Annotated in this window: 15 protein-coding genes and 4 tRNA genes; 17 read left to right on the top strand and 2 right to left on the bottom strand. The window is 64.7% G+C overall.

Annotated elements, in window-relative coordinates; genetic code table 11:
• Positions 1-229: 229 nt before the first annotated feature.
• The 16 genes from ACQ4OD_RS24405 (at position 230) to ACQ4OD_RS24480 (ending at position 14,892) form a co-directional block, all read left to right on the top strand.
• On the top strand, positions 230-1,237 hold the full coding sequence (locus tag ACQ4OD_RS24405) for an aspartate-semialdehyde dehydrogenase (RefSeq protein WP_139669647.1): 1,008 nt from the start codon (positions 230-232) through the stop codon (positions 1,235-1,237).
• A gap of 71 nt (positions 1,238-1,308) precedes the next feature.
• Positions 1,309-3,942: a FimV/HubP family polar landmark protein gene (locus tag ACQ4OD_RS24410; protein ID WP_430945076.1), complete on the top strand. Its 2,634-nt coding sequence runs from the start codon at positions 1,309-1,311 to the stop codon at positions 3,940-3,942.
• Between the two features lie 134 nt (positions 3,943-4,076).
• Entirely contained in the window at positions 4,077-4,931 is an 855-nt protein-coding gene (truA, locus tag ACQ4OD_RS24415) for a tRNA pseudouridine(38-40) synthase TruA (RefSeq protein WP_023632367.1), read from the top strand.
• Between the two features lie 59 nt (positions 4,932-4,990).
• On the top strand, positions 4,991-5,611 hold the full coding sequence (locus tag ACQ4OD_RS24420; protein WP_430945077.1) for a phosphoribosylanthranilate isomerase: 621 nt from the start codon (positions 4,991-4,993) through the stop codon (positions 5,609-5,611).
• A 208-nt stretch (positions 5,612-5,819) separates the two neighbouring features.
• Positions 5,820-6,713 (top strand): acetyl-CoA carboxylase, carboxyltransferase subunit beta, encoded by an 894-nt coding sequence (gene accD, locus ACQ4OD_RS24425; protein ID WP_028690439.1) that lies wholly within the window; start codon positions 5,820-5,822, stop codon positions 6,711-6,713.
• Positions 6,713-8,020, top strand: coding sequence for a bifunctional tetrahydrofolate synthase/dihydrofolate synthase (folC, locus tag ACQ4OD_RS24430; protein ID WP_430945078.1), 1,308 nt, complete (start codon positions 6,713-6,715; stop codon positions 8,018-8,020). The genes accD and folC overlap by 1 nt, the downstream gene beginning before the upstream one ends.
• On the top strand, positions 8,004-8,684 hold the full coding sequence (locus ACQ4OD_RS24435) for an SPOR domain-containing protein (protein WP_139669654.1): 681 nt from the start codon (positions 8,004-8,006) through the stop codon (positions 8,682-8,684). The genes folC and ACQ4OD_RS24435 overlap by 17 nt, the downstream gene beginning before the upstream one ends.
• A 178-nt stretch (positions 8,685-8,862) precedes the next feature.
• On the top strand, positions 8,863-9,417 hold the full coding sequence (locus tag ACQ4OD_RS24440; RefSeq protein ID WP_430945079.1) for a CvpA family protein: 555 nt from the start codon (positions 8,863-8,865) through the stop codon (positions 9,415-9,417).
• 42 nt (positions 9,418-9,459) lie between these two features.
• A complete protein-coding gene (gene purF, locus ACQ4OD_RS24445) occupies positions 9,460-10,965 on the top strand; it encodes an amidophosphoribosyltransferase (protein ID WP_430945080.1) in 1,506 nt (501 codons plus the stop codon).
• Positions 10,966-10,980: 15 nt separating this feature from the next.
• Positions 10,981-12,192 carry an O-succinylhomoserine sulfhydrylase gene (locus tag ACQ4OD_RS24450; protein WP_198755854.1) on the top strand — a complete coding sequence of 404 codons (1,212 nt, stop codon included), beginning with the start codon at positions 10,981-10,983 and terminating at the stop codon, positions 12,190-12,192.
• Positions 12,189-12,962, top strand: a complete 774-nt coding sequence (locus ACQ4OD_RS24455) for an SDR family oxidoreductase (RefSeq protein ID WP_111532668.1) — start codon at positions 12,189-12,191, stop codon at positions 12,960-12,962. Before ACQ4OD_RS24450 ends, ACQ4OD_RS24455 begins: the two co-directional genes overlap by 4 nt.
• A 235-nt stretch (positions 12,963-13,197) precedes the next feature.
• Positions 13,198-13,273 (top strand) — tRNA-Val (locus tag ACQ4OD_RS24460).
• 81 nt (positions 13,274-13,354) lie between these two features.
• Positions 13,355-13,431, top strand: a tRNA-Asp gene (locus ACQ4OD_RS24465).
• An 83-nt stretch (positions 13,432-13,514) separates the two neighbouring features.
• Positions 13,515-13,591 (top strand) — tRNA-Asp (locus ACQ4OD_RS24470).
• A gap of 139 nt (positions 13,592-13,730) precedes the next feature.
• Positions 13,731-13,807, top strand: a tRNA-Asp gene (locus ACQ4OD_RS24475).
• Positions 13,808-14,004: 197 nt separating this feature from the next.
• Positions 14,005-14,892, top strand: coding sequence for a DUF2242 domain-containing protein (locus ACQ4OD_RS24480; RefSeq protein WP_139669658.1), 888 nt, complete (start codon positions 14,005-14,007; stop codon positions 14,890-14,892).
• Between the two features lie 203 nt (positions 14,893-15,095).
• On the opposite strand, the gene ACQ4OD_RS24485 is transcribed toward ACQ4OD_RS24480, so the two are convergent.
• Entirely contained in the window at positions 15,096-16,136 is a 1,041-nt protein-coding gene (locus ACQ4OD_RS24485; RefSeq protein WP_110704570.1) for an AraC family transcriptional regulator, read from the bottom strand.
• A 4-nt stretch (positions 16,137-16,140) separates the two neighbouring features.
• On the bottom strand, positions 16,141-17,259 hold the full coding sequence (locus ACQ4OD_RS24490) for a carbon-nitrogen hydrolase family protein (protein WP_110704572.1): 1,119 nt from the start codon (positions 17,257-17,259) through the stop codon (positions 16,141-16,143).
• Between the two features lie 204 nt (positions 17,260-17,463).
• Between ACQ4OD_RS24490 and ACQ4OD_RS24495 the strand changes: the two genes are divergently transcribed.
• On the top strand, positions 17,464-19,500 hold the full coding sequence (locus ACQ4OD_RS24495) for an NADPH-dependent 2,4-dienoyl-CoA reductase (RefSeq protein WP_198755853.1): 2,037 nt from the start codon (positions 17,464-17,466) through the stop codon (positions 19,498-19,500).
• Positions 19,501-20,217 lie beyond the last annotated feature (717 nt).

The raw sequence follows: 20,217 nt of genomic DNA on the forward strand, positions 1-20,217 counted from the left end.
CACGAGAAAAGTAGGCCGCCGTAATGGCGGAAGGGTGATAATGCGTCGACATCGCCAATGAATGCGCATAAATAAATCAAAACCCACACTCTTGAACCCGAACCCGAACCCGAACCCGAACCCGAACCCGAACCCGAACCCGAACCCGAACCCACCCCCTACCTCCCACCCCACAATCCAAGTAAAGTGCCGCTCCCCCGCCGTACCCCCTGGAAAAGGAACCGATCTCATGACCCCCAACGCCCTGGACATAGCCGTAATCGGCGCCACCGGCACAGTAGGTGAATCCCTCGTCCAGATCCTCGAGGAAGTGGCCTTCCCGGTCTCCACCCTGCACCTGCTGGCCAGCATGGAATCCGCCGGCAGCAGCGTCATGTTCGCGGGCAAGAAACTGAAGGTCCGCGAAGTGGACAGCTTCGATTTCTCCCAGGTCAGGCTGGTCTTCTTCGCCGCCAGCCCCGCCGTCAGCCGCAGCTTCGCGCCCAAGGCCATCGCCGCCGGTTGCGCGGTGATCGACCTGTCTGGCGCCCTGGAAGGCGCTACCGCGCTGGTTCCGGAAGCTAACAGCGAGCGCGTCACCGAACTCGCGCAGCCCGCGTTGATCACCAGCCCGAGCGCCGGCGCGGTGGCCCTGGCGGTGGCGCTGGCGCCGCTCAAGGGGTTGCTGGACATCGAGCGCGTGCAGGTCAATGCCTGCCTGGCCGTTTCGGAACAGGGCAGGGAGGCAGTCAGCGAGCTCGCCCGCCAGACCGCCGAACTGCTCAACGCACGTCCTCTGGAGCCGCGCTTCTTCGACCGACAGATGGCCTTCAACCTGTTGGCCCAGGTTGGCGCGGCCGACGAGCAGGGGCATACCGCGGTGGAGCGCCGTCTGGTGAGCGAGCTGCGCCAGGTGCTGGACTTGCCGCAATTGAAGATTTCCGTGACCTGCATTCAAGTCCCGGTGTTTTTCGGCGATAGCTTCAGTGTGGCGTTGCAGAGCCGTCGACCGGTCGATCTGGCGGCAGTCAACGCCGCATTGGAGGCCGCCGAGGGCATCGAGCTGGTCGAGCCGGGTGATTATCCGACGCCTGTGGGTGACGCGGTGGGCCAGGACGTGGTCTATGTTGGACGTGTACGCCACGGTGTCGATGAAGACCAGCAGCTCAATCTCTGGCTGACCACCGACAATGTGCGCAAGGGCGCGGCGCTGAACGCCGTGCAGGCGGCACAATTGTTGATAAAACACATGGCGTAAAAGATACTGCGAGCTATTTTGTCCTGCACCGCACAAGGGTTTTCGGGACGTTTCATACAAGGGAAGAGTTCATGCTTCGAATTCGCAAACTGGTTCTGGCCATCGCGGCAGCCTCGGCGCTGTCGTCCGGGGTGGCGAACGCTCTGGGGTTGGGCGAGCTGACCCTCAAGTCGGCGCAGAACCAGCCGCTGGATGCCGAGATCGAACTACTCGACGTGCGCGACCTCTCCGCGGCGGAAATGGCACCAAGCCTGGCGTCGCCGGAAGAGTTCGCCAAGGCCGGGGTGGCCTTCCCGCCTTACCTCGAAGACCTCACCTTCACGCCAGTGATCAACCCCAACGGCAAGAGCGTGCTGCGGGTTACCTCCAGCAAGGCGCTGCCGGAGCCGGTGGTCAAGTTCCTGGTCCAGGTCATGTGGCCCCAGGGTCGCCTGCTGCGCGACTACAGTGTGCTGCTCGACCAGGCCCAGGGCAGCCAGCCGGCCCCGGCGGGCATCAACCCGGCTGTCAGTGCGGGCAGTTATACCACCAAGCGCCGTGACACCCTCTGGCAGATCGCCGCGCGCAACACCAACGGCGGCTCGATCCAGCAGACCATGCTGGCCATCCAGGCGCTTAACCCGGATGCCTTCATCGGCAACAACATCAACCAGCTCAAGACCGGCCAGGTACTGCGCCTGCCCGATCAGCAGCAGGTGCAGAGCATTCCACAGGCCCAGGCCAACCGCGAAGTCGCAGAGCAGTACGCCGCCTGGCGCGAAGGCCGCCGCCTCGGCCCGCGTGCGCGGCAACTGGACGCCACCCGCCGTGGCGAAGCTGGCGCGGCGCCCGCGCGCATTGCCCAGGGCGACAACCTGCGCCTGGTGGCGCCGGGCGGCAAGGGCGCGGCCGGCGAGGCCAAGGCGCTGGGCGACAAGCTGGCCATGGCCCAGGAAAGCCTCGACACCAGCCGCCGTGACAACGATGAACTCAAGAGCCGCATGGTCGACCTGCAGAGCCAGCTGGACAAGCTGCAGCGCCTGATCGAGCTGAAGAACGACCAGCTGGCGCGTCTGGAGGCCCAGGGCGCCGCGGCGCCACAGCCACCGGCAGCGGCGCTGCCGGGCGAGCCGGCTCCGGCGCAACCTGCGGTGAACGCGCAACTGACCCCTGCCGAACCGGTGGTCGCCCCGGCGCCTGCCGCGGCCGACACCGCACCACAGGATGCGGCAGCTGAGGCACCGGCCAGCGAAGAGCCCGGCATGCTCGACCAACTGCTGGGCAATCCGCTGTTGCTGGGCTTGATTGCCGGGTCCGCATTCCTGGTGCTGCTGTTGTTGCTGCTGCTTCTGGCCCGCAAGCGCAAGGCCCAGCAGGAAGCTGAGAAACACCTGCGCATGGCCCGTGCCCTGGCCGAGGATGGCGAGCGTGGCCCGGACCTGGACTTGCCTCCGAGCAGTTTTGAAGGCCTGGATGTGTCGGCGCCAAGCGTGACTCTGTCGCCTGCGGTAGTGGCTGCCTCGGCTGCTGCAGCCGTTGCGGCGGAAAAGCCTGCGGCGCCTGCCGACGTCGTCGCCCCGGCGGCTGATCCGCGCGCGGCGTTGCTGGCCGAGGTGGATGAAAGCCTGGCCCGTGGTCGCCTCAACCATGCCGCCGACCTGCTGGAAGCCGCGGTGGCCTCCGAGCCACAGCGCAGCGATCTGCGCCTCAAATTGATGGAAGTCTACGCACGTCAGGGCGACCAGGACGCGTTCGCTGGCCAGGAGCGCAAGCTGGTGGTCAACGACGCGAACCAGGCCGAGGTCGCCGCGCTCAAGGAGCGCTTCCCGGCCATGCTGGGTGTCGCGGCGGTTGCGGCAGGCGCTGCCGGGGCCGCGGCCCTGGCCGCCGAGCTGGATGAGCAGTATGTCCAGGACCTGCTGCAGGACAAGGAGCTGGAGCTGGGTGAAAGCGCGCCGGAAGTCGTCGTGGAGCCGGTCGTGGCGGCCGAACCAGAGCCTGAGCCAGAGCCTGTGGTCGAAGAGGCCGACCTGGACAGCGCCTTCGACCTGAGCCTGGGCGATGACCTGCCGGTGGATGACCACCTCGACTTGGCCGGTCTCGAGGACCTGGTCGTCGAGGCGCCCGAAGCCGAGGCTGCACCCGCCGTTGCCGAAACCGATGCCGACGACGATTTCGAGGCATTGCTCGCCCAGGCGCAGGCGACACCGCAAAATGTCGACGACTTGGCTGAATTCGATCTGGATGTCGCCGAAGAGCCGGCGGCTCCGACCGGCAGCGAGGAAGCCCCGGTGGACGTGGCGGCCGAGCTGGCGGCCTTCGAGGCGATTCCGGAGTTTGATCCGATCTCCGAGCTGGAGCTGCCCGAGGACTTCGACCTGTCGCTGTCGCTGGACGACGACTCGCCGGCGGCGAAGAACTTCGCCTCGGAGCTGGACGACGTCAATGCCGAGCTCGACAAGCTGTCGCAGAACCTCGAGACCCCATCGGTTGCACAGCCATCGTTCACCGCCGAGGACGCGGCGCTGGAGCCCGAGCCGCTGGACGACCTGGACTTCGACTTCTTCTCCGGCGCCGACGAGGTAGCCACCAAGCTCGACCTGGCCCGCGCCTACATCGACATGGGCGACCATCAGGGCGCCCGTGACATCCTCGACGAAGTGGTCAAGGACGGCGACGACAGCCAACGCGAGGAAGCCAACGAGATGCTCTCGCGCCTGGTCTGACGCAAAGCTGTACATCGCGGGGCAAGCCTGCTTTCACGCAAGACGTGGGGCGGGCTTGCCCCGCGATCATTTCGGCCCCTGCACGGTTTGCCGGTATACTTCCGCCTTTCGTTTCATCATCAGGTTTGCCGCTCTTGGACATCATCGACACCGCCGCCGCCGAATCGGCTGCCGAAGGCTACACCCGCATCGCTTTGGGCGTGGAATACAAAGGTTCGCGCTATCGCGGCTGGCAACGCCAGGCCAGCGGCGTGCCGAGTGTCCAGCAGGCCCTGGAACAGGCGCTGTCGACGGTGGCCAACGAACCTATCTCGGTGATCTGCGCCGGGCGCACCGATGCCGGCGTCCATGGCTGCGGGCAGATCGTGCATTTCGACACCCGCGCCGTGCGCGACGAGCGCGCCTGGACCCTGGGCACCAACTTCAACCTGCCCCACGACATCAGCGTGGTCTGGTCGGCGCCCATGCCTGCACACTTCCATGCCCGCTTCAAGGCCACAGCGCGGCGCTACCGCTACGTGATCTACAACGACCCGATCCGCCCGGCGCACCTGGCCGAGGAAGTCACCTGGAACCACCGCCCGCTGGACGTCGAGCGCATGGCCGAGGCCGCGCAGTACCTGCTGGGTACCCATGACTTCAGTGCCTTTCGCGCCAGCCAGTGCCAGGCCAAGTCACCGATCAAGCACATCCACCACCTGCGTGTGACCCGGCATGGGCGGATGATCGTGCTGGATGTGCGTGCCACCGCGTTCCTGCACCACATGGTGCGCAACATCGCCGGCGTGCTGATGACCATCGGCGCCGGTGAGCGTCCGGTGGAGTGGGCCCGCGAGGTGCTGGAGGGGCGCAACCGCCGTGACGGCGGGGTAACCGCGCACCCTTACGGTCTTTACCTGGTGCAGGTGGAGTACCCGGAAGAATACGCGCTGCCGCAGCGTTACATCGGCCCACACTTTCTTACTGGCTACGAGGCGCTGGCGGACTGACGGAGCACAGGTCATTTGCTACCATCGGCGCTTTCCCGATCACTCAAGGTTGGCTGTCCATGAGCAATGTTCGCAGCAAGATCTGCGGGATTACCCGCATCGAGGATGCCCTGGCTGCGGTCGAGGCCGGCGCCGACGCCCTCGGTTTCGTCTTCTATGCGAAAAGCCCGCGGGCGGTGGAGGTGCGTCAGGCGCGGACGATCATCGACGCGCTGCCGCCGTTCGTGACCACCGTGGGGCTGTTCGTCAATGCCTCGCGCTGCGAGCTCAACGAGATCCTCGAAGTGGTTTCCCTGGACCTGCTACAGTTCCACGGCGATGAGACCCCGGCCGATTGCGAGGGCTACCACCGCCCCTGGATCAAGGCCCTGCGGGTGCGCCCGGGGGATGACCTGGAGGCCGCCTGCCGGCACTACGCTGGCGCTCGCGGCATCCTGCTGGATGCCTATGTACCAGGCGTGCCGGGAGGAACCGGCGAGGCGTTCGACTGGTCACTGATTCCGCAACACCTGAGCAAGCCGATCATCCTTGCCGGTGGCCTGTCGGCTGACAACGTCGCCGAGGCCATTCGCCGGGTGCGCCCGTACGCGGTGGATGTCAGCGGCGGCGTGGAGCAGGCCAAAGGCATCAAGGATGCGGCAAGGATCGAAGCCTTCATGCAGGCGGTCAAGCACGCTTGAACGCGGATGTGACGGCTGGCCGCGCGCCATCGTCCATAGCTTTCGCAGCCCGGTGCTGCCAGGCCGCGCCAGAGCGCGGGGCATGCCGGGGAAGAATTGGAGGTGGGGCGGCCCAAGGTCGGCCCATCGTCGCTTTACAGAAGAATTTGAGCTCAAGGGCAGGGCGGGGCCGCAAAGGTCTCCCCGGCCAATACTGGAGAAAGCAAGCATGAGCAACTGGTTGGTAGACAAACTGATCCCTTCGATCATGCGTTCCGAGGTGAAGAAGAGCTCGGTGCCGGAAGGGCTGTGGCACAAGTGCCCGTCCTGCGAAGCCGTGCTGTATCGCCCGGAGCTGGAAAAGACCCTCGACGTCTGCCCTAAGTGCAACCACCACATGCGTATCGGCGCGCGCGCGCGCATCGATATCTTCCTCGATCCAGAAGGTCGCGCAGAACTGGGCGCCGACCTGGAGCCGGTCGATCGCCTGAAGTTCCGTGACGGCAAGAAGTACAAGGACCGCCTGACCGCCGCGCAGAAGCAGACCGGTGAGAAGGACGCGCTGATCTCCATGAGCGGCACCCTGATGGGCATGCCGATCGTGGTCAGCGCCTTCGAGTTCTCCTTCATGGGCGGCTCGATGGGCGCCATCGTCGGCGAGCGTTTCGTGCGTGCTGCCAACTACGCCCTGGAAAATCGCTGCCCGATGGTCTGCTTCTCCGCTTCCGGCGGTGCGCGCATGCAGGAAGCACTGATCTCGCTTATGCAGATGGCCAAGACTTCCGCCGTGCTGGCGCGCCTGCGCGAAGAAGGCATTCCGTTCATCTCGGTGCTGACCGACCCGGTCTATGGCGGCGTTTCCGCCAGCCTGGCGATGCTTGGCGACGTGATCGTCGGCGAGCCGAAGGCGCTGATCGGCTTTGCCGGCCCGCGGGTAATCGAGCAGACCGTGCGCGAGAAGCTGCCGGAAGGCTTCCAGCGCAGCGAGTTCCTGCTGGAGCACGGTGCCATCGACCTGATCATTTCCCGTGACGAGCTGCGCCCGCGCCTGGCTCGCCTGCTGGCGCAGATGACCGGCCAGCCGACGCCGGAAGCGGCCAAAGAGGTCGCCGCCGTCGCGTGATGAACCAGCGCAGCCTGGGCGACTGGCTCGCCTATCTCGAACAGTTGCACCCCTCGGCCATCGACATGGGCCTGGAGCGCTCGCAACAGGTGCTTGCGCGCCTGGGCCTGGGCGCGCTGGCGCCCCGTGTGGTCACGGTGACTGGCACCAACGGCAAGGGCTCGACCTGCGCCTTCATGGCCGCGTTGCTGCGCTCGCAGGGGCTAAGGGTCGGGGTGTACAGTTCGCCGCATCTGCTGCGTTACAACGAACGGGTGCTGATCGACGGCCAGGAGGCCAGCGATGAGCGCCTGTGCGAAGCGTTCGCCGCCGTGGAAGCGGCGCGGGGCGAGATCTCGCTGACCTATTTCGAAATGGGCACCCTGGCGGCGTTCTGGTTGTTCAAGCAAGCCGCACTGGATGCCGTGGTGCTCGAGGTCGGTTTGGGTGGCCGGCTGGATGCGGTCAACCTGGTGGATGCCGACATCGCGCTGGTCACCAGCATTGGCGTCGACCACGTCGATTACCTGGGCGATAGCCGCGAGTCGGTAGCCTACGAGAAGGCGGGAATCTTCCGCCAGGGCAAGCCTGCGCTGTGCGGTGACCTTGATCCGCCGCAGCCTTTGTTGGACAAGGTGCGCGAGCTGGATTGCCCGTTCTTCCTGCGTGGACGTGATTTCGACCTGGATAGCAGCGTTGACCACTGGCATTGGCGTGGTCGCCAGCTCGACGGTTCGCCCGTTGAGCTGCATGACCTGCCGTTGCTCGACCTGCCCATGGAGAATGCCGCCCTGGCCTTGCAGGCCTTCCTGCTGATGGGGCTGCCGTGGGATGCCGACAAGGTTCGTCAGGCTTTGCTGGATACCCGTATCACCGGTCGCCTTGACCGGCGTGGTCTGTCATTCCAGGGTAAGTGTGTCGAGCTGTTGCTGGATGTCGGTCACAATCCGCACGCCGCCGAGTATCTGGCCCGCCGCCTGGCGGCACGCCCGGTGAGGGGGCGACGCCTGGCGGTCTTCGGCCTGTTGGCAGACAAGGACCTGCCCGGCGTGCTTGCGCCGCTGCGCGGTCAGGTCTCCGACTGGGCGGTGGCGCCGCTGGACACGCCGCGCAGCCGCCCGGCCGCGGAACTGGCGGATGCCTTGACGAACCTCGGTGCGACGGTGAAGTCTTACGCCAGTGTTGCGGCTGCCCTCGAAGGGCAGTGCGCCCGGGCGACGGCGGATGACCAGATCCTGCTGTTCGGTTCGTTTTTCTGCGTCGGCGAGGCCCTGGCCTGGCTTGAGCGGCAGGTTTCCGAGGATGGAGTAGATGGCAGTGCTGGATAAAGGGATGAAGCAGCGCATGGTCGGTGCGCTGGTGCTGGTGGCGCTGGCGGTGATCTTCCTGCCGATGTTGTTCACCCGCGAGGACGAGATGCGCCAGGTGCGTGTCGAGGCGCCGGAAGCGCCGGCCATGCCCAATCTGCCCCAGGTGCAGGTGGAGCCTGTGCAGGTGCCGGAGCCACAACCGCTGCCGGAGCAGAGCGAGCAGCCTGTAGTGGTGGTCGACGAGTCCACGGCGCCGGTGGCTACGCCGAGCCAGCCGATCACTCCGGCACCGACTGCGACGCAACCTCAGCCCAAACCGCAGACCCCGGTGCCCGCTCCGCCGGTAGCCAAGGTCGAGCCCCGTCCGGCGCCTGCACCGAGCGCGGCGCCTACCGCGCCCGCGGCCAAGCCCGCTACGCCGTCGAAGATCGACGTCAACGGCCTGCCGGTGAGCTGGTCGATCCAGTTGGCCAGCCTGTCCAATCGGGCCGGTGCCGACAATCTGCAGAAGACCCTGCGCAGCCAGGGCTACAACGCCTATATTCGTTCGGCGGACGGCATGAACCGGGTATTCGTCGGACCGTTGATCGAGCGAGCGGAAGCCGAGCGCCTGCGTGATGTGATTAATCGCCAGCAGAACCTAAAGGGCATCGTGGTACGTTTCCAGCCGGAACGTGGTTAGCATCTATCGCGGGGCAAGTCGCATCGGCGCACCGAAGCGACTTGCCCCGCGATGGTTTTCAAACCTGTAAAGCTGTCCCCGGAGTCAGCCTGCAGCCCTTCAAACTCCTGACATTCCGCTTACCCCCAGCCCCTCGCTCTGGTAAAATGCGCCGCCTCAAACGTCGGCAGGCAACACCGTGGCATTTACCTGGGTTGATTGGGCGATCATCGCGATCATCGCCATTTCCTCACTGATCAGTCTCAAGCGCGGCTTCGTCAAGGAAGCCTTGTCCCTGCTCATCTGGATTGTCGCCGGCGCGGTGGCCTGGATGTTCGGCGGCTCGCTTGCGCAGTATCTTGAAAGCTATATCCAGATGCCGTCCGCACGAGTCATTGCCGGCTGCGCCATTCTTTTCGTCGCCACGCTGCTGGTCGGGGCGATGCTCAATTTCCTCATCGGCGAGCTGATCCGCGTGACCGGGCTGTCCGGCACCGATCGCTTCCTCGGCATGGCCTTCGGCGCCGCGCGCGGGGGCCTGCTGGTGGTGGTGGCGGTCGGGCTGCTGAGCCTGGGGCCGGTGCAACAGGATCCGTGGTGGCAGGAATCGCGCCTGATACCACAATTTCTATTGGTAGCCGACTGGTCGAAGAACCTCATACTCAGGTTCAGCGGCCAGTGGATGTCCAGTGGGGTCAGCGCACCCGTTGACCTTCCGTTCAAGGAGCAGTTGCTCGGGCCGACCAAGCCCTGAGCGCGCTTCACTCAAGTTTCATCAAAGTAGGGGTTGCGTCGCATGTGTGGCATCGTCGGTATCGTCGGTAAGTCGAACGTCAATCAGGCGCTGTATGACGCGCTAACCGTGCTTCAGCACCGCGGCCAGGACGCTGCCGGTATCGTGACCAGCCACGACGGCCGGTTGTTCCTGCGCAAGGATAACGGCCTGGTGCGCGACGTCTTCCAGCAGCGCCACATGCAGCGCCTGGTGGGCAGCATCGGCATCGGTCATGTGCGCTACCCGACCGCCGGCAGCTCCACCTCGGCCGAGGCCCAGCCGTTCTACGTCAACTCGCCGTACGGCATCACCCTGGCGCACAACGGCAACCTGACCAACGTCGAGCAGTTGGCCAAGGAGATCTACGAGTCCGACCTGCGCCACGTCAACACCAACTCCGACTCCGAAGTGCTGCTGAACGTGTTCGCTCACGAGCTGGCCGTGCGCGGCAAGCTGCAGCCGACCGAAGAAGACGTGTTCGCCGCCGTGTCCCACGTGCATAGCCGCTGCGTCGGTGGCTACGCGGTGGTGGCGATGATCACCGGCTACGGCATCGTCGGCTTCCGTGACCCCAACGGCATCCGTCCGGTGGTGTTTGGCCAGCGTCACACCGACGAAGGCGTCGAGTACATGATCGCCTCGGAAAGTGTCGCCCTGGACGTGCTCGGCTTCACCCTGATTCGCGACCTGGCGCCGGGCGAGGCGGTGTACATCACCGAAGGCGGCCAGCTGTTCACCAAACAGTGCGCCAAGAGCCCGAAACTGCAGCCGTGCATCTTCGAGCACGTGTACCTTGCCCGTCCGGATTCGATCATGGACGGCGTTTCGGTATACAAGGCGCGCCTGCGCATGGGCGAAAAGCTGGCCGAGAAGATCCAGCGCGAACGCCCCGAGCACGACATCGACGTGGTCATCCCGATCCCGGACACCAGCCGCACCGCGGCGCTGGAACTGGCCAACCACCTGGGCGTCAAGTTCCGCGAAGGCTTCGTCAAGAACCGTTACATCGGTCGTACCTTCATCATGCCCGGCCAGGCCGCGCGCAAGAAGTCGGTGCGCCAGAAGCTCAACGCCATCGAGCTGGAGTTCCGCGGCAAGAACGTGATGCTGGTGGACGACTCGATCGTGCGCGGCACCACCTGCAAGCAGATCATCCAGATGGCCCGCGAAGCCGGCGCCAAGAACGTCTATTTCTGCTCTGCGGCCCCAGCGGTACGCTACCCCAACGTCTACGGCATCGACATGCCGAGCGCTCACGAACTGATCGCCCACAACCGTACCACCGAACAGGTGGCCGAGTTGATCGGCGCCGATTGGCTGATCTACCAGGACCTGCCGGACCTGATCGAATCGGTCGGTGGCGGCAAGATCAAGATCGAGCATTTCGATTGCGCGGTGTTCAACGGTGAGTATGTCACCGGCGATATCGACGAAGCCTACCTCGACCGCATCGAGCAGGCCCGTAATGACCTGGCCAAGGTGAAGACCCAGGCGGTCAGCGCGATCATCGACCTGTACAACAACTGATTTGGGAGCGACGGCATGACCGAACAATGGGATGCCGGTCGACTGGACAGTGACCTCGAGGGTGTCGGTTTCGACACCCTGGCGGTGCGCGCCGGTCAGAACCGTACACCGGAGGCCGAGCACAGCGAAGCGCTGTTCCTGACCTCCAGCTATGTCTTCCGCACGGCTGCCGACGCTGCCGCGCGCTTTGCCGGCGAAACGCCGGGCAATGTCTATTCGCGCTACACCAACCCCACCGTGCGCGCCTTCGAGGAGCGCCTGGCGGCCATGGAAGGCGCCGAGCAGGCCGTGGCTACCTCCACCGGCATGGCGGCGATTCTCGCCGTGGTCATGTCGCTGTGCAGCGCCGGCGACCATGTGCTGGTGTCGCAGAGTGTGTTCGGCTCGACCATCAGCCTGTTCGAGAAGTATTTCAAGCGTTTCGGCGTGCAGGTGGACTACGTGCCGCTGGTCGACCTGAACGGCTGGGAAAAGGCCATCAAGGCCAACACCAAGCTGCTGGTCGTCGAGTCGCCGTCCAACCCGCTGGCCGAGCTGGTCGATATCAGCGCCCTGGCCGAAATCGCCCACGCCCGTGGCGCGCTGCTGGTGGTGGACAACTGCTTCAGCACCCCGGCCTTGCAGCAGCCGCTCAAGCTCGGTGCCGATATCGTGTTCCACTCGGCGACCAAGTTCATCGACGGCCAGGGCCGTTGCATGGGCGGCGTGGTGGCCGGGCGCAGCGAGCAGATGAAGGAAGTCGTGGGCTTCCTGCGTACCGCCGGCCCGACCCTCAGCCCGTTCAACGCCTGGGTCTTCACCAAGGGCCTGGAGACCCTCAAGCTGCGCATGCGCGCCCACTGTGAGAGCGCCCAGGTGCTGGCCGAGTGGCTCGAGCAGCAGGACGGTATCGAGAAGGTCCACTACGCCGGTCTGCCGAGCCATCCGCAGCATGAACTGGCCAAGCGCCAGATGAGCGGCTTCGGCGCGGTGGTCAGCTTCGAGGTGAAGGGTGGCAAGGAAGGTGCCTGGCGCTTCATCGACGCCACCCGGGTGATCTCCATCACCACCAACCTCGGTGACAGCAAGACCACTATCGCCCACCCGGCCACCACCTCCCACGGGCGTCTGACGCCGCAGGAGCGTGAAGCGGCGGGTATCCGTGACAGCCTGGTGCGCGTGGCGGTTGGTCTGGAAGACGTGGCCGACCTGCAAGCCGATCTGGCTCGTGGCCTGGCGGCGCTGTGATCGACTGGAAGGGTGGCGAGCCCGGCCATAATGGTCGGGTGGCTTTGGTGACCGGTGCCGCCCGCGGCATCGGCCTGGGCATCGCCGCCTGGTTGATCTGCGAGGGCTGGCAGGTGGTGCTCAGCGACCTGGACCGCCCGCGTGGCGCCAAGGTCGCCAAGGCGCTGGGCGACAACGCCTGGTTCATCACCATGGATGTGGCCGACGAGGCCCAGGTTAGTGCCGGGGTGTCCGAGGTACTCGGGCAGTTTGGCCGACTGGACGCGCTGGTGTGCAACGCGGCGATCGCCAACCCGCACAACCAGACCTTGGAGAGCCTGTCCCTGGCCCAATGGAACCGGGTGCTGGCGGTCAACCTCAATGGCCCGATGCTGCTGGCCAAGCATTGCGCACCTTACCTGCGCGCCCATGGTGGTGCGATCGTCAACCTGGCTTCCACCCGTGCCCGGCAATCCGAGCCGGACACCGAGGCCTATGCCGCCAGCAAGGGCGGGCTGGTTGCCTTGACCCACGCCCTGGCCATGAGCCTGGCGCCGGAGATCCGCGTCAATGCCGTGAGCCCGGGCTGGATCGATGCCCGTGACCCTTCGCAGCGGCGCGCCGAGCCTCTGAGCGACGCCGACCATGCTCAGCATCCGGCTGGCCGGGTGGGGACGGTTGAGGACGTCGCGGCGCTGGTGGCGTGGCTGCTGTCGCGCCAGGCGGGGTTCGTCACCGGCCAGGAGTTCGTGGTCGATGGCGGGATGACCCGCAAGATGATCTATACCTGAGCGGCAAGCTATAAGCTTCAAGCTGCAAGAGGGGACCGTAAGGTCCCCTTTGTCTTTCTCCGGGTCGAATACGGTAGTGAGGGAGACGAGAGCTTTTTCTTGTCGCTTGCAGCTTCAAGCTTGCAGCTGTTTTTGCCCTTTTTGAAAAAAACTTCAATGGGGGTATTGACTTAGCATCGGTACCTGCGTAAATTTCGCGGCCTCAGCGAAGCAAACGCAACAAGCAACATCGCGGGGGTGATTAGCTCAGCCGGGAGAGCATCTGCCTTACAAGCAGAGGGTCGGCGGTTCGATCCCGTCATCACCCACCACTTCCTGAGGAGGTTTCTGGTCCAAGGTGCTTTGCAAGAAGCGCTCTGGCAGAGAGAAACAGGACGCAAGTCCAACACTGCGCGGCGGTAGTTCAGTCGGTTAGAATACCGGCCTGTCACGCCGGGGGTCGCGGGTTCGAGTCCCGTCCGCCGCGCCATTTTATCCCAGATGGGTGCTTGCACCGGTCTGAGGCCGCAAGGCCAGGTCCCAGTTTCAATCAGGCGCAAGCCTGAACGATACGCAGCGGTAGTTCAGTCGGTTAGAATACCGGCCTGTCACGCCGGGGGTCGCGGGTTCGAGTCCCGTCCGCTGCGCCATCTTTCGCCGAGAGCCCCATGAACGCTCAAAGCAAGCAGAAAAGGCGATGATAGGTCGCCTTTTTTGTTCCTGGCTTTCGCGCTGTAGCGCTTGAAAGCTCAGATCCCAGTTTCAATCGGGTGCAAACCTGAACGATACGCAGCGGTAGTTCAGTCGGTTAGAATACCGGCCTGTCACGCCGGGGGTCGCGGGTTCGAGTCCCGTCCGCTGCGCCATCTTCGCCTCGAGGCCCTTTGAACACCTCGAAGCAACGGAAAAGCGACCTTAGGGTCGCTTTTTTCGTTTCAGCAGCTTGCCCGGCCATGGGCAAGGATTTCCAATAATGCTGACAGACTCTTCACCGATCAAAGGTTTCAGCCGCTGATCGATGTGATGCACAATACGCCCCATTCGTTTCTTCCCGGAATTGGCAATGTCTAGATCAACCGTCTATGGCGCGCTCGGGCTGGCCCTCGTGCTGGCGGGCGTGTCCGGCTGTTCCTCGAAAAAGGCCGCCGTCTACGAGCACGAGAACTTCGATGACTCGGGCACCTTTTCCCGCACCTTCGCCAGCAGCGAGGCCGGCTCCTGCGAGGCGGCGCGGCGTGCGCTGCTCAGCCAGGGCTACATCATCACCAGCAGCGATGCCAACCAGGTCGCCGGCAACAAGAGCTTCCAGCAGAACGCCGAGAATCACCTGCAGATCAGCTTCAACATCACCTGCGTGCCGGACATGAGCGACAAGCAGCGCTCGACCATGTTCGCCAACGCCCTGCAGGATCGCTACGCCCTGAAGAAGTCCAACACTTCCGCCAGCCTTGGCGTTGGCGTGCTGGGTTCGGTGTCGATGCCGATCGGCTCCACCGACGACTCCATGGTCAAGGTGGCCAGCGAGACGGTCACCGCCGCGCAGTTCTACGATCGTTACTTCGCCCTGGTGGAAAGCTACCTGCCGAAACCGAAGAAGCCGGAGAAGTCCGAACCCGCCGCCGAGCCGAAGGTGGAGAAACCTGCCGCCGACCTGGGCCTGCCGGAGCCTGCGCCCGCTGCCCTGGCGCCCGTACCGCAGCCCGTCACCCCGGTAGCCGAAAGCGTGGCAGAGACACCGGCCCCGGTATCGACACCGGTTGCTGCCCCCCCTGCCGCAGCGCCTGCGCCCGTTGCCACTCCAGCGCCTCCCGTGCCGTCCAGCGAGGCCCCGGCCGCGCCGGTGGTGGATGACAGCAAGGGTTCGCAACCCATCGCGCCGCCTGTCGAGCCAGCGCCGATCCAGGTTCAGCAGGAAGCTCCGGCGGCAGAGCAGGCGCCGGCGCCACTCTGACTCGTCGATAACTTCCTGGGTGCCTGCTACGTTTATCGTTCATAGCGCTGTAATCATTCTGTCATTACGCTGGCTTAGGTTGGCGCAATGACAGAAGAACGACGAATGAGGGGCGTGAAGATGGACGATTACCAGGAAGAACTGCTCGAGTTCCAGGCCTATGAGCTGGACCTGCCGGAGCCGGCCGACGACGCCACCGAGCTCTAACCGACTTGCCGCTGATGGCGGCGAAACTCCCCCGGGGTCAGCCCCGTCCAGCGCTTGAACGCGCGCTGGAACGCCTCTGCCGAGGCGAATCCCAGCAGATAGGCGATCTCGCCGAAGGCCAGTTCCGTATCGCGAATATAGGTCTCGGCCAGGTCACGCCGTGTGTCGTTGAGCAGGTTGCGAAAGCGCGTGCCTTCCTCGGCCAGCTTGCGGCGCAACGTCCAGGTCGGCAGTTGCAGGTGCCGCGCCACTTCCTCCAGGTCCGGTTCGTGCCCGCCATTGAGCAGTGGGCCCAGCAGATGGGTGATGCGCTCGCCCAGGCTGCGCACACGGGTGCGCTGGGCCAGTTCCGCTTCGCACAGCTGCAGCAAGTGCTGCCAGGTACTGGGGCAGTGCTGCAGGTTCGGCAGGTCCAGGGTGGCCCGGCTCAGGCGCAGTTGGTTGGCGGTGCCACCGAAATGCACGGTGCCCGTACACAGGCCTTGGTATTGCGCGGCGTAGGCGGGAGTGTCGAATTCGATCTCAAGACGTTCGGCTTGCACCGGCCTGGCGGTGAGGGCGCCGAGCTGCGCCAGCCAGCCCGCGAGCATCGAGTCGACCACGAAGTGGTTGTAGCTGTTGTAGGGGCTGATGGAATAGAACCTCAACCAAGCGCCCTGGGTGTCTTCGTGGAAACTCGAACGGCCCCGGTAGTTGGCGGCATACAACGGTTCGAAGCGCAGCAGGGTGCGAGCGGCTTCGCCGAGGGTGGGTGCCTGCGCGGCAGTCACCCCGGCCAGCCCTGCCTGGGCCAGGCGGCTCAGGCGCCCCATGTGCAGGCCCAGGGCCGGTTCGGCGGACAAGGCGATCGCCGCATGGCCCAGGTGCATGTAGCGCGGAATCGATAGGCGCGCGCCTGGCTCGGCCAGGCGCCTGGCGTCGAGGCCGTAGCGCAGCAGCAGCGGCTGCGGGTCGTGGCCGAGCATGGCCAGTGCTTCGGCCAGGGGCTGGACGAAACCTACTGACAGATCACCCAGGCGCACGCGGGGGCGGGGCATGGCGTCACAGCCACAGGTTGAGCAGGCGCGCACCGTGGCTGTCGTTGCCGACCCACAGTGTGCCGCTTTGGCTGGCAAAGCCCTGGCCGTCGCTACCCAGCTCCCAGAACTGGCCACGCATGAACACGCTCATGCTCGGGGTGCTGTCATTGGCGGCCAGCGGTAGTTGCTGCCAGGCGCGTTGCTCACTGACCTCGCCGCGTCGCAGCGGCAGGTCGGCGGCCTGCGCCTGGTGGCGATTGCCACGCCAGGGCGCCTGCCAGCTGTGCTTGCCGCTCAGGAAAACCGGGTTGGCGATCACTTGCACCGATTGCGCGGCCAGTTGCTGATGGTTGGCCGGGTACCAGCTGTCGCTGCCGATCAGCACGCCCAGACGCCCGGCGGGGGTCTCCAGCACTTGCAGGGGGTGTTGCTGGCCACCTTGGATGTAGCGCCGGCTTTCGCTGTCGGGGTACTGCTGGTGCTGAGGCTGGCCGAGCACCGAACCGTCGCTGGCGAACACCAGGCTGCTGTTGTAAAGCGGGCCGTTGCCGGTGCGCAGCACGCCGTTCTCGACGTAGGGCGCGGGCAGGACGATGGAGCCGGCCACCAGGGTGACGCCGAACTCGCGGGCCAGGTTGCCGAACAGCTGCTGGTAGTCGGCAGCCATCTGCGCGGCCTTCATGCGCAGGTGGGCGTCCGAGCGGCGGTCGTCGCCGCTGGCGGCGAGCATCGCCAGGCCGTAGCGCAGCGGGTTGCTCAACTCCAGCCACTGCCAGGCCTCGCTGCGCTGGGTCACCTGGTACAGCTCGCGCTTTTCGCCACGAGCCCACAGCCAGGTGCCGATATGCTCGGGCAGTACCACCACGGTGCGCGGGTTGACCAGCCCTTGGGCACGGGCCTGCTCCAGGTAGGCCGAGAGCTTGCGGTGCAGGCGCGTCAGGTTCTGGTAGTCGCCCGGATACAACAGCGGCTCGACCCCCAGCAGGTTGCCGTGCTCGCCTGGCACGCCCTGGTTGAGGGCCAGCTCGATGCGCAGGTCGGACAGGTAATGGCCTTCTGGACGCTGCAGGGTCCAGAAGCCGTAGCCACAGAGGGCGGCGAGGGTGACCAGCGCCAGGGCGCCGGCTAGCAGTTTGCGCATGGAACGGTCCAGCGTTGTGCGGTAGAGGTGCCTTAGGGTAGACCTGCTGTGCAGCAGGATCAATAAGTTGTCAGTTTCGATCATTGAGCGTGTTCAAACGCCTGTTTAATGTCGGCCTCAGACAACCGACGGGCCCCGCGAGCTGGTGTAGACAGCGGCAGAGGCGCCCGCATTCCGTGATCATGCCAACTGTGGAGTCCATCCATGGCTACCGACCGTTACCCGCACCTGCTGGCCCCCCTCGACCTGGGTTTCACCACCTTGCGCAACCGCACCCTGATGGGGTCGATGCACACCGGCCTCGAAGAGCGCCCCGGCGGCTTCGAACGCATGGCCGCGTACTTCGCCGAGCGTGCCCGTGGTGGCGTCGGCCTGATGGTCACCGGTGGCATCGCGCCCAACGATGAAGGCGGCGTGTACTCCGGCGCGGCCAAGCTCAGCACCGAGGAAGAGGCTGCCAAGCACCGGGTCGTCACCGAGGCCGTGCATGCCGCCGGTGGCAAGATCTGCCTGCAGATCCTCCACGCCGGGCGCTATGCCTACAGTCCGAAACAGGTGGCGCCCAGCGCCATCCAGGCACCGATCAACCCGTTCAAGCCCAAGGAGCTGGACGAGGAGGGCATCGAGAAGCAGATCCGCGATTTCGTCACCTGCGCAAGCCTGGCCCAGCGCGCCGGCTACGACGGCGTCGAGATCATGGGTTCGGAAGGCTACTTCATCAACCAGTTCCTCGCCGCCCACACCAACCACCGCACCGACCGCTGGGGCGGCAGCTATGAGAACCGCATGCGCCTGGCCGTGGAAATCGTGCAGCGGGTGCGCGAGGCGGTGGGGCCGAACTTCATCATCATCTTCCGCTTGTCGATGCTCGACCTGGTCGAGGGCGGCAGCACCTGGGACGAGATCGAACTGCTGGCCAAGGCCGTCGAGCAGGCCGGCGCCACGCTGATCAACACAGGTATCGGCTGGCACGAGGCGCGCATCCCGACCATCGCCACCAAGGTGCCACGCGCGGCGTTCAGCAAGGTCACCGCCAAGCTGCGCGGCGCGGTGAAGATACCGCTGATCACCACCAACCGCATCAATACCCCGGAAGTGGCCGAGGCCGTTCTGGCCGAGGGCGATGCCGACATGGTCTCCATGGCCCGGCCGTTCCTGGCCGACCCCGATTTCGTCAACAAGGCCGCCGAAGGCCGTGGCGACGAGATCAACACCTGCATCGGCTGCAACCAGGCGTGCCTGGACCACACTTTCGGCGGCAAGCTGACCAGCTGCCTGGTCAACCCGCGTGCCTGCCATGAGACGGAGCTCAACTACCTGCCGGTACGGGCGGTGAAGCGCATTGCTGTGGTCGGCGCAGGTCCTGCGGGCCTGGCAGCGGCCACCGTGGCCGCCGAGCGCGGTCATGCCGTAACGCTGTTCGATGCTGCCGGCGAGATCGGTGGGCAATTCAACGTGGCCAAACGCGTGCCGGGCAAGGAGGAGTTCTACGAGACCTTGCGTTACTTCCGCAACAAGGTGAAGTCCACTGGTGTCGAGCTGCGCCTGAACACTCGTGTTGATGTAGCTGCGCTGGTGGCCGGCGAGTTCGACGAGGTCATTCTGGCCACCGGCATCGCCCCGCGCACGCCGGCCATTCCCGGCATCGACAATGCCAAGGTGCTGAACTACCTGGACGTGCTGCTCGAGCGCAAGCCGGTGGGCGAGCGGGTGGCGGTGATCGGTGCTGGTGGTATCGGTTTCGATGTGTCCGAGTACCTGGTGCACAAGGGCGTGGCCACCAGTCAGGACCGTGAGGCGTTCTGGAAGGAATGGGGCATTGATACGCAGCTGGAGGCCCGTGGTGGTGTGGCCGGGGTGAAGGCAGAGCCTCATGCGCCGGCGCGCCAGGTCTATCTGCTGCAACGCAAGAAGACCAAGGTTGGCGACGGCCTGGGCAAGACCACCGGCTGGATCCACCGCACGGGGCTGAAGAACAAGCAGGTGCAGATGCTCAACAGCGTCGAGTACCTGGGCGTCGACGATGCCGGCCTGCATGTGCGCATCGGCGAGGGCGAGCCGCAGGTGCTGGCGGTGGACAACATCGTTGTCTGCGCGGGGCAGGAGCCGCTGCGCGAGTTGCATGATGGCCTTGTGGCGGCCGGGCAATCGGTGCACTTGATCGGTGGCGCTGATGTGGCGGCTGAGCTTGATGCCAAGCGGGCGATTAACCAAGGGTCGAGATTGGCGGCCGAGTTGTAATTGTTTGAACAGGTGATGAGCCAACTTTCACAGGTGAGGTGGTGATACACCTTTCCTTTGGGAGTTGGCTTGTCAGCGAGTAGTTGTAACTGAAGAAACACTGCGAGTAGTCTTCATATACTCCATGTATCTTACTCTTGCTCTTGCTCTTGCTCTTGCTCTTGCTCTTGCTCTTGCTCTTGCTCTTGCTCTTGCTCTTGCTCTTGCTCTTGCTCTTGCTCTTGCTCTTGCTCTGCTTTTGCTTCTAAGTGCGCGATAATTCAGGCGACACAAATTGCGACTTCAGGAGGCCGAACGTAGGTCTTGCGGAGGGAGGTGACGGGCATGGATGCCCGTCAAGCGCTGCGCCCCAGGATGGGGCGTTCAGCGCGGTCCTCCCGGGAGCAAGGCCGGAGTGAGGGGACCCCGAAGCGAAGCGTAGGGGCCGGATGAATGGAGCGAGCATTTTTTGGTTCCTTTTTGATGCTTCAAAAAGGGACCCGCCGTAAGGGCGGAAAGGTGATTATGCGTCCCCATCGTAAATGAATGCGCATATAACTTTCGAGACGCACGCTGTGTAAGTCAAAGTCAAAGTCAAAGTCAAAGTCAAAGTCAAAGTCAATCGGCATCGGTTTTTATAGTTGTAAGCGCATTCATTTGCGATGTCGACGCACAGTCACCTTTTCGCCTTTACGGCGAGTTCCTTTTTGTCGTGGCAAAAAGGAACCAAAAACCGTG

The sequence above is a fragment of the Pseudomonas sp. WC1 genome, assembly GCF_050586565.1.
Lineage (GTDB): Bacteria > Pseudomonadota > Gammaproteobacteria > Pseudomonadales > Pseudomonadaceae > Aquipseudomonas.

Bases quoted from the DNA above. Each gene is read 5' to 3' on its own strand.
- ACQ4OD_RS24435 (WP_139669654.1), top strand. From the start codon at position 8,004: ATGGCAGTGCTGGATAAAGGGATGAAGCAGCGCATGGTCGGTGCGCTG.
- ACQ4OD_RS24405 (WP_139669647.1), top strand. From the start codon at position 230: ATGACCCCCAACGCCCTGGACATAGCCGTAATCGGCGCCACCGGCACA.
- ACQ4OD_RS24480 (WP_139669658.1), top strand. From the start codon at position 14,005: ATGTCTAGATCAACCGTCTATGGCGCGCTCGGGCTGGCCCTCGTGCTG.
- folC (WP_430945078.1), top strand. From the start codon at position 6,713: ATGAACCAGCGCAGCCTGGGCGACTGGCTCGCCTATCTCGAACAGTTG.
- ACQ4OD_RS24450 (WP_198755854.1), top strand. From the start codon at position 10,981: ATGACCGAACAATGGGATGCCGGTCGACTGGACAGTGACCTCGAGGGT.
- purF (WP_430945080.1), top strand. From the start codon at position 9,460: ATGTGTGGCATCGTCGGTATCGTCGGTAAGTCGAACGTCAATCAGGCG.
- ACQ4OD_RS24485 (WP_110704570.1), bottom strand. From the start codon at position 16,136: ATGCCCCGCCCCCGCGTGCGCCTGGGTGATCTGTCAGTAGGTTTCGTC.
- accD (WP_028690439.1), top strand. From the start codon at position 5,820: ATGAGCAACTGGTTGGTAGACAAACTGATCCCTTCGATCATGCGTTCC.
- ACQ4OD_RS24495 (WP_198755853.1), top strand. From the start codon at position 17,464: ATGGCTACCGACCGTTACCCGCACCTGCTGGCCCCCCTCGACCTGGGT.
- ACQ4OD_RS24420 (WP_430945077.1), top strand. From the start codon at position 4,991: ATGAGCAATGTTCGCAGCAAGATCTGCGGGATTACCCGCATCGAGGAT.
- ACQ4OD_RS24410 (WP_430945076.1), top strand. From the start codon at position 1,309: ATGCTTCGAATTCGCAAACTGGTTCTGGCCATCGCGGCAGCCTCGGCG.
- ACQ4OD_RS24490 (WP_110704572.1), bottom strand. From the start codon at position 17,259: ATGCGCAAACTGCTAGCCGGCGCCCTGGCGCTGGTCACCCTCGCCGCC.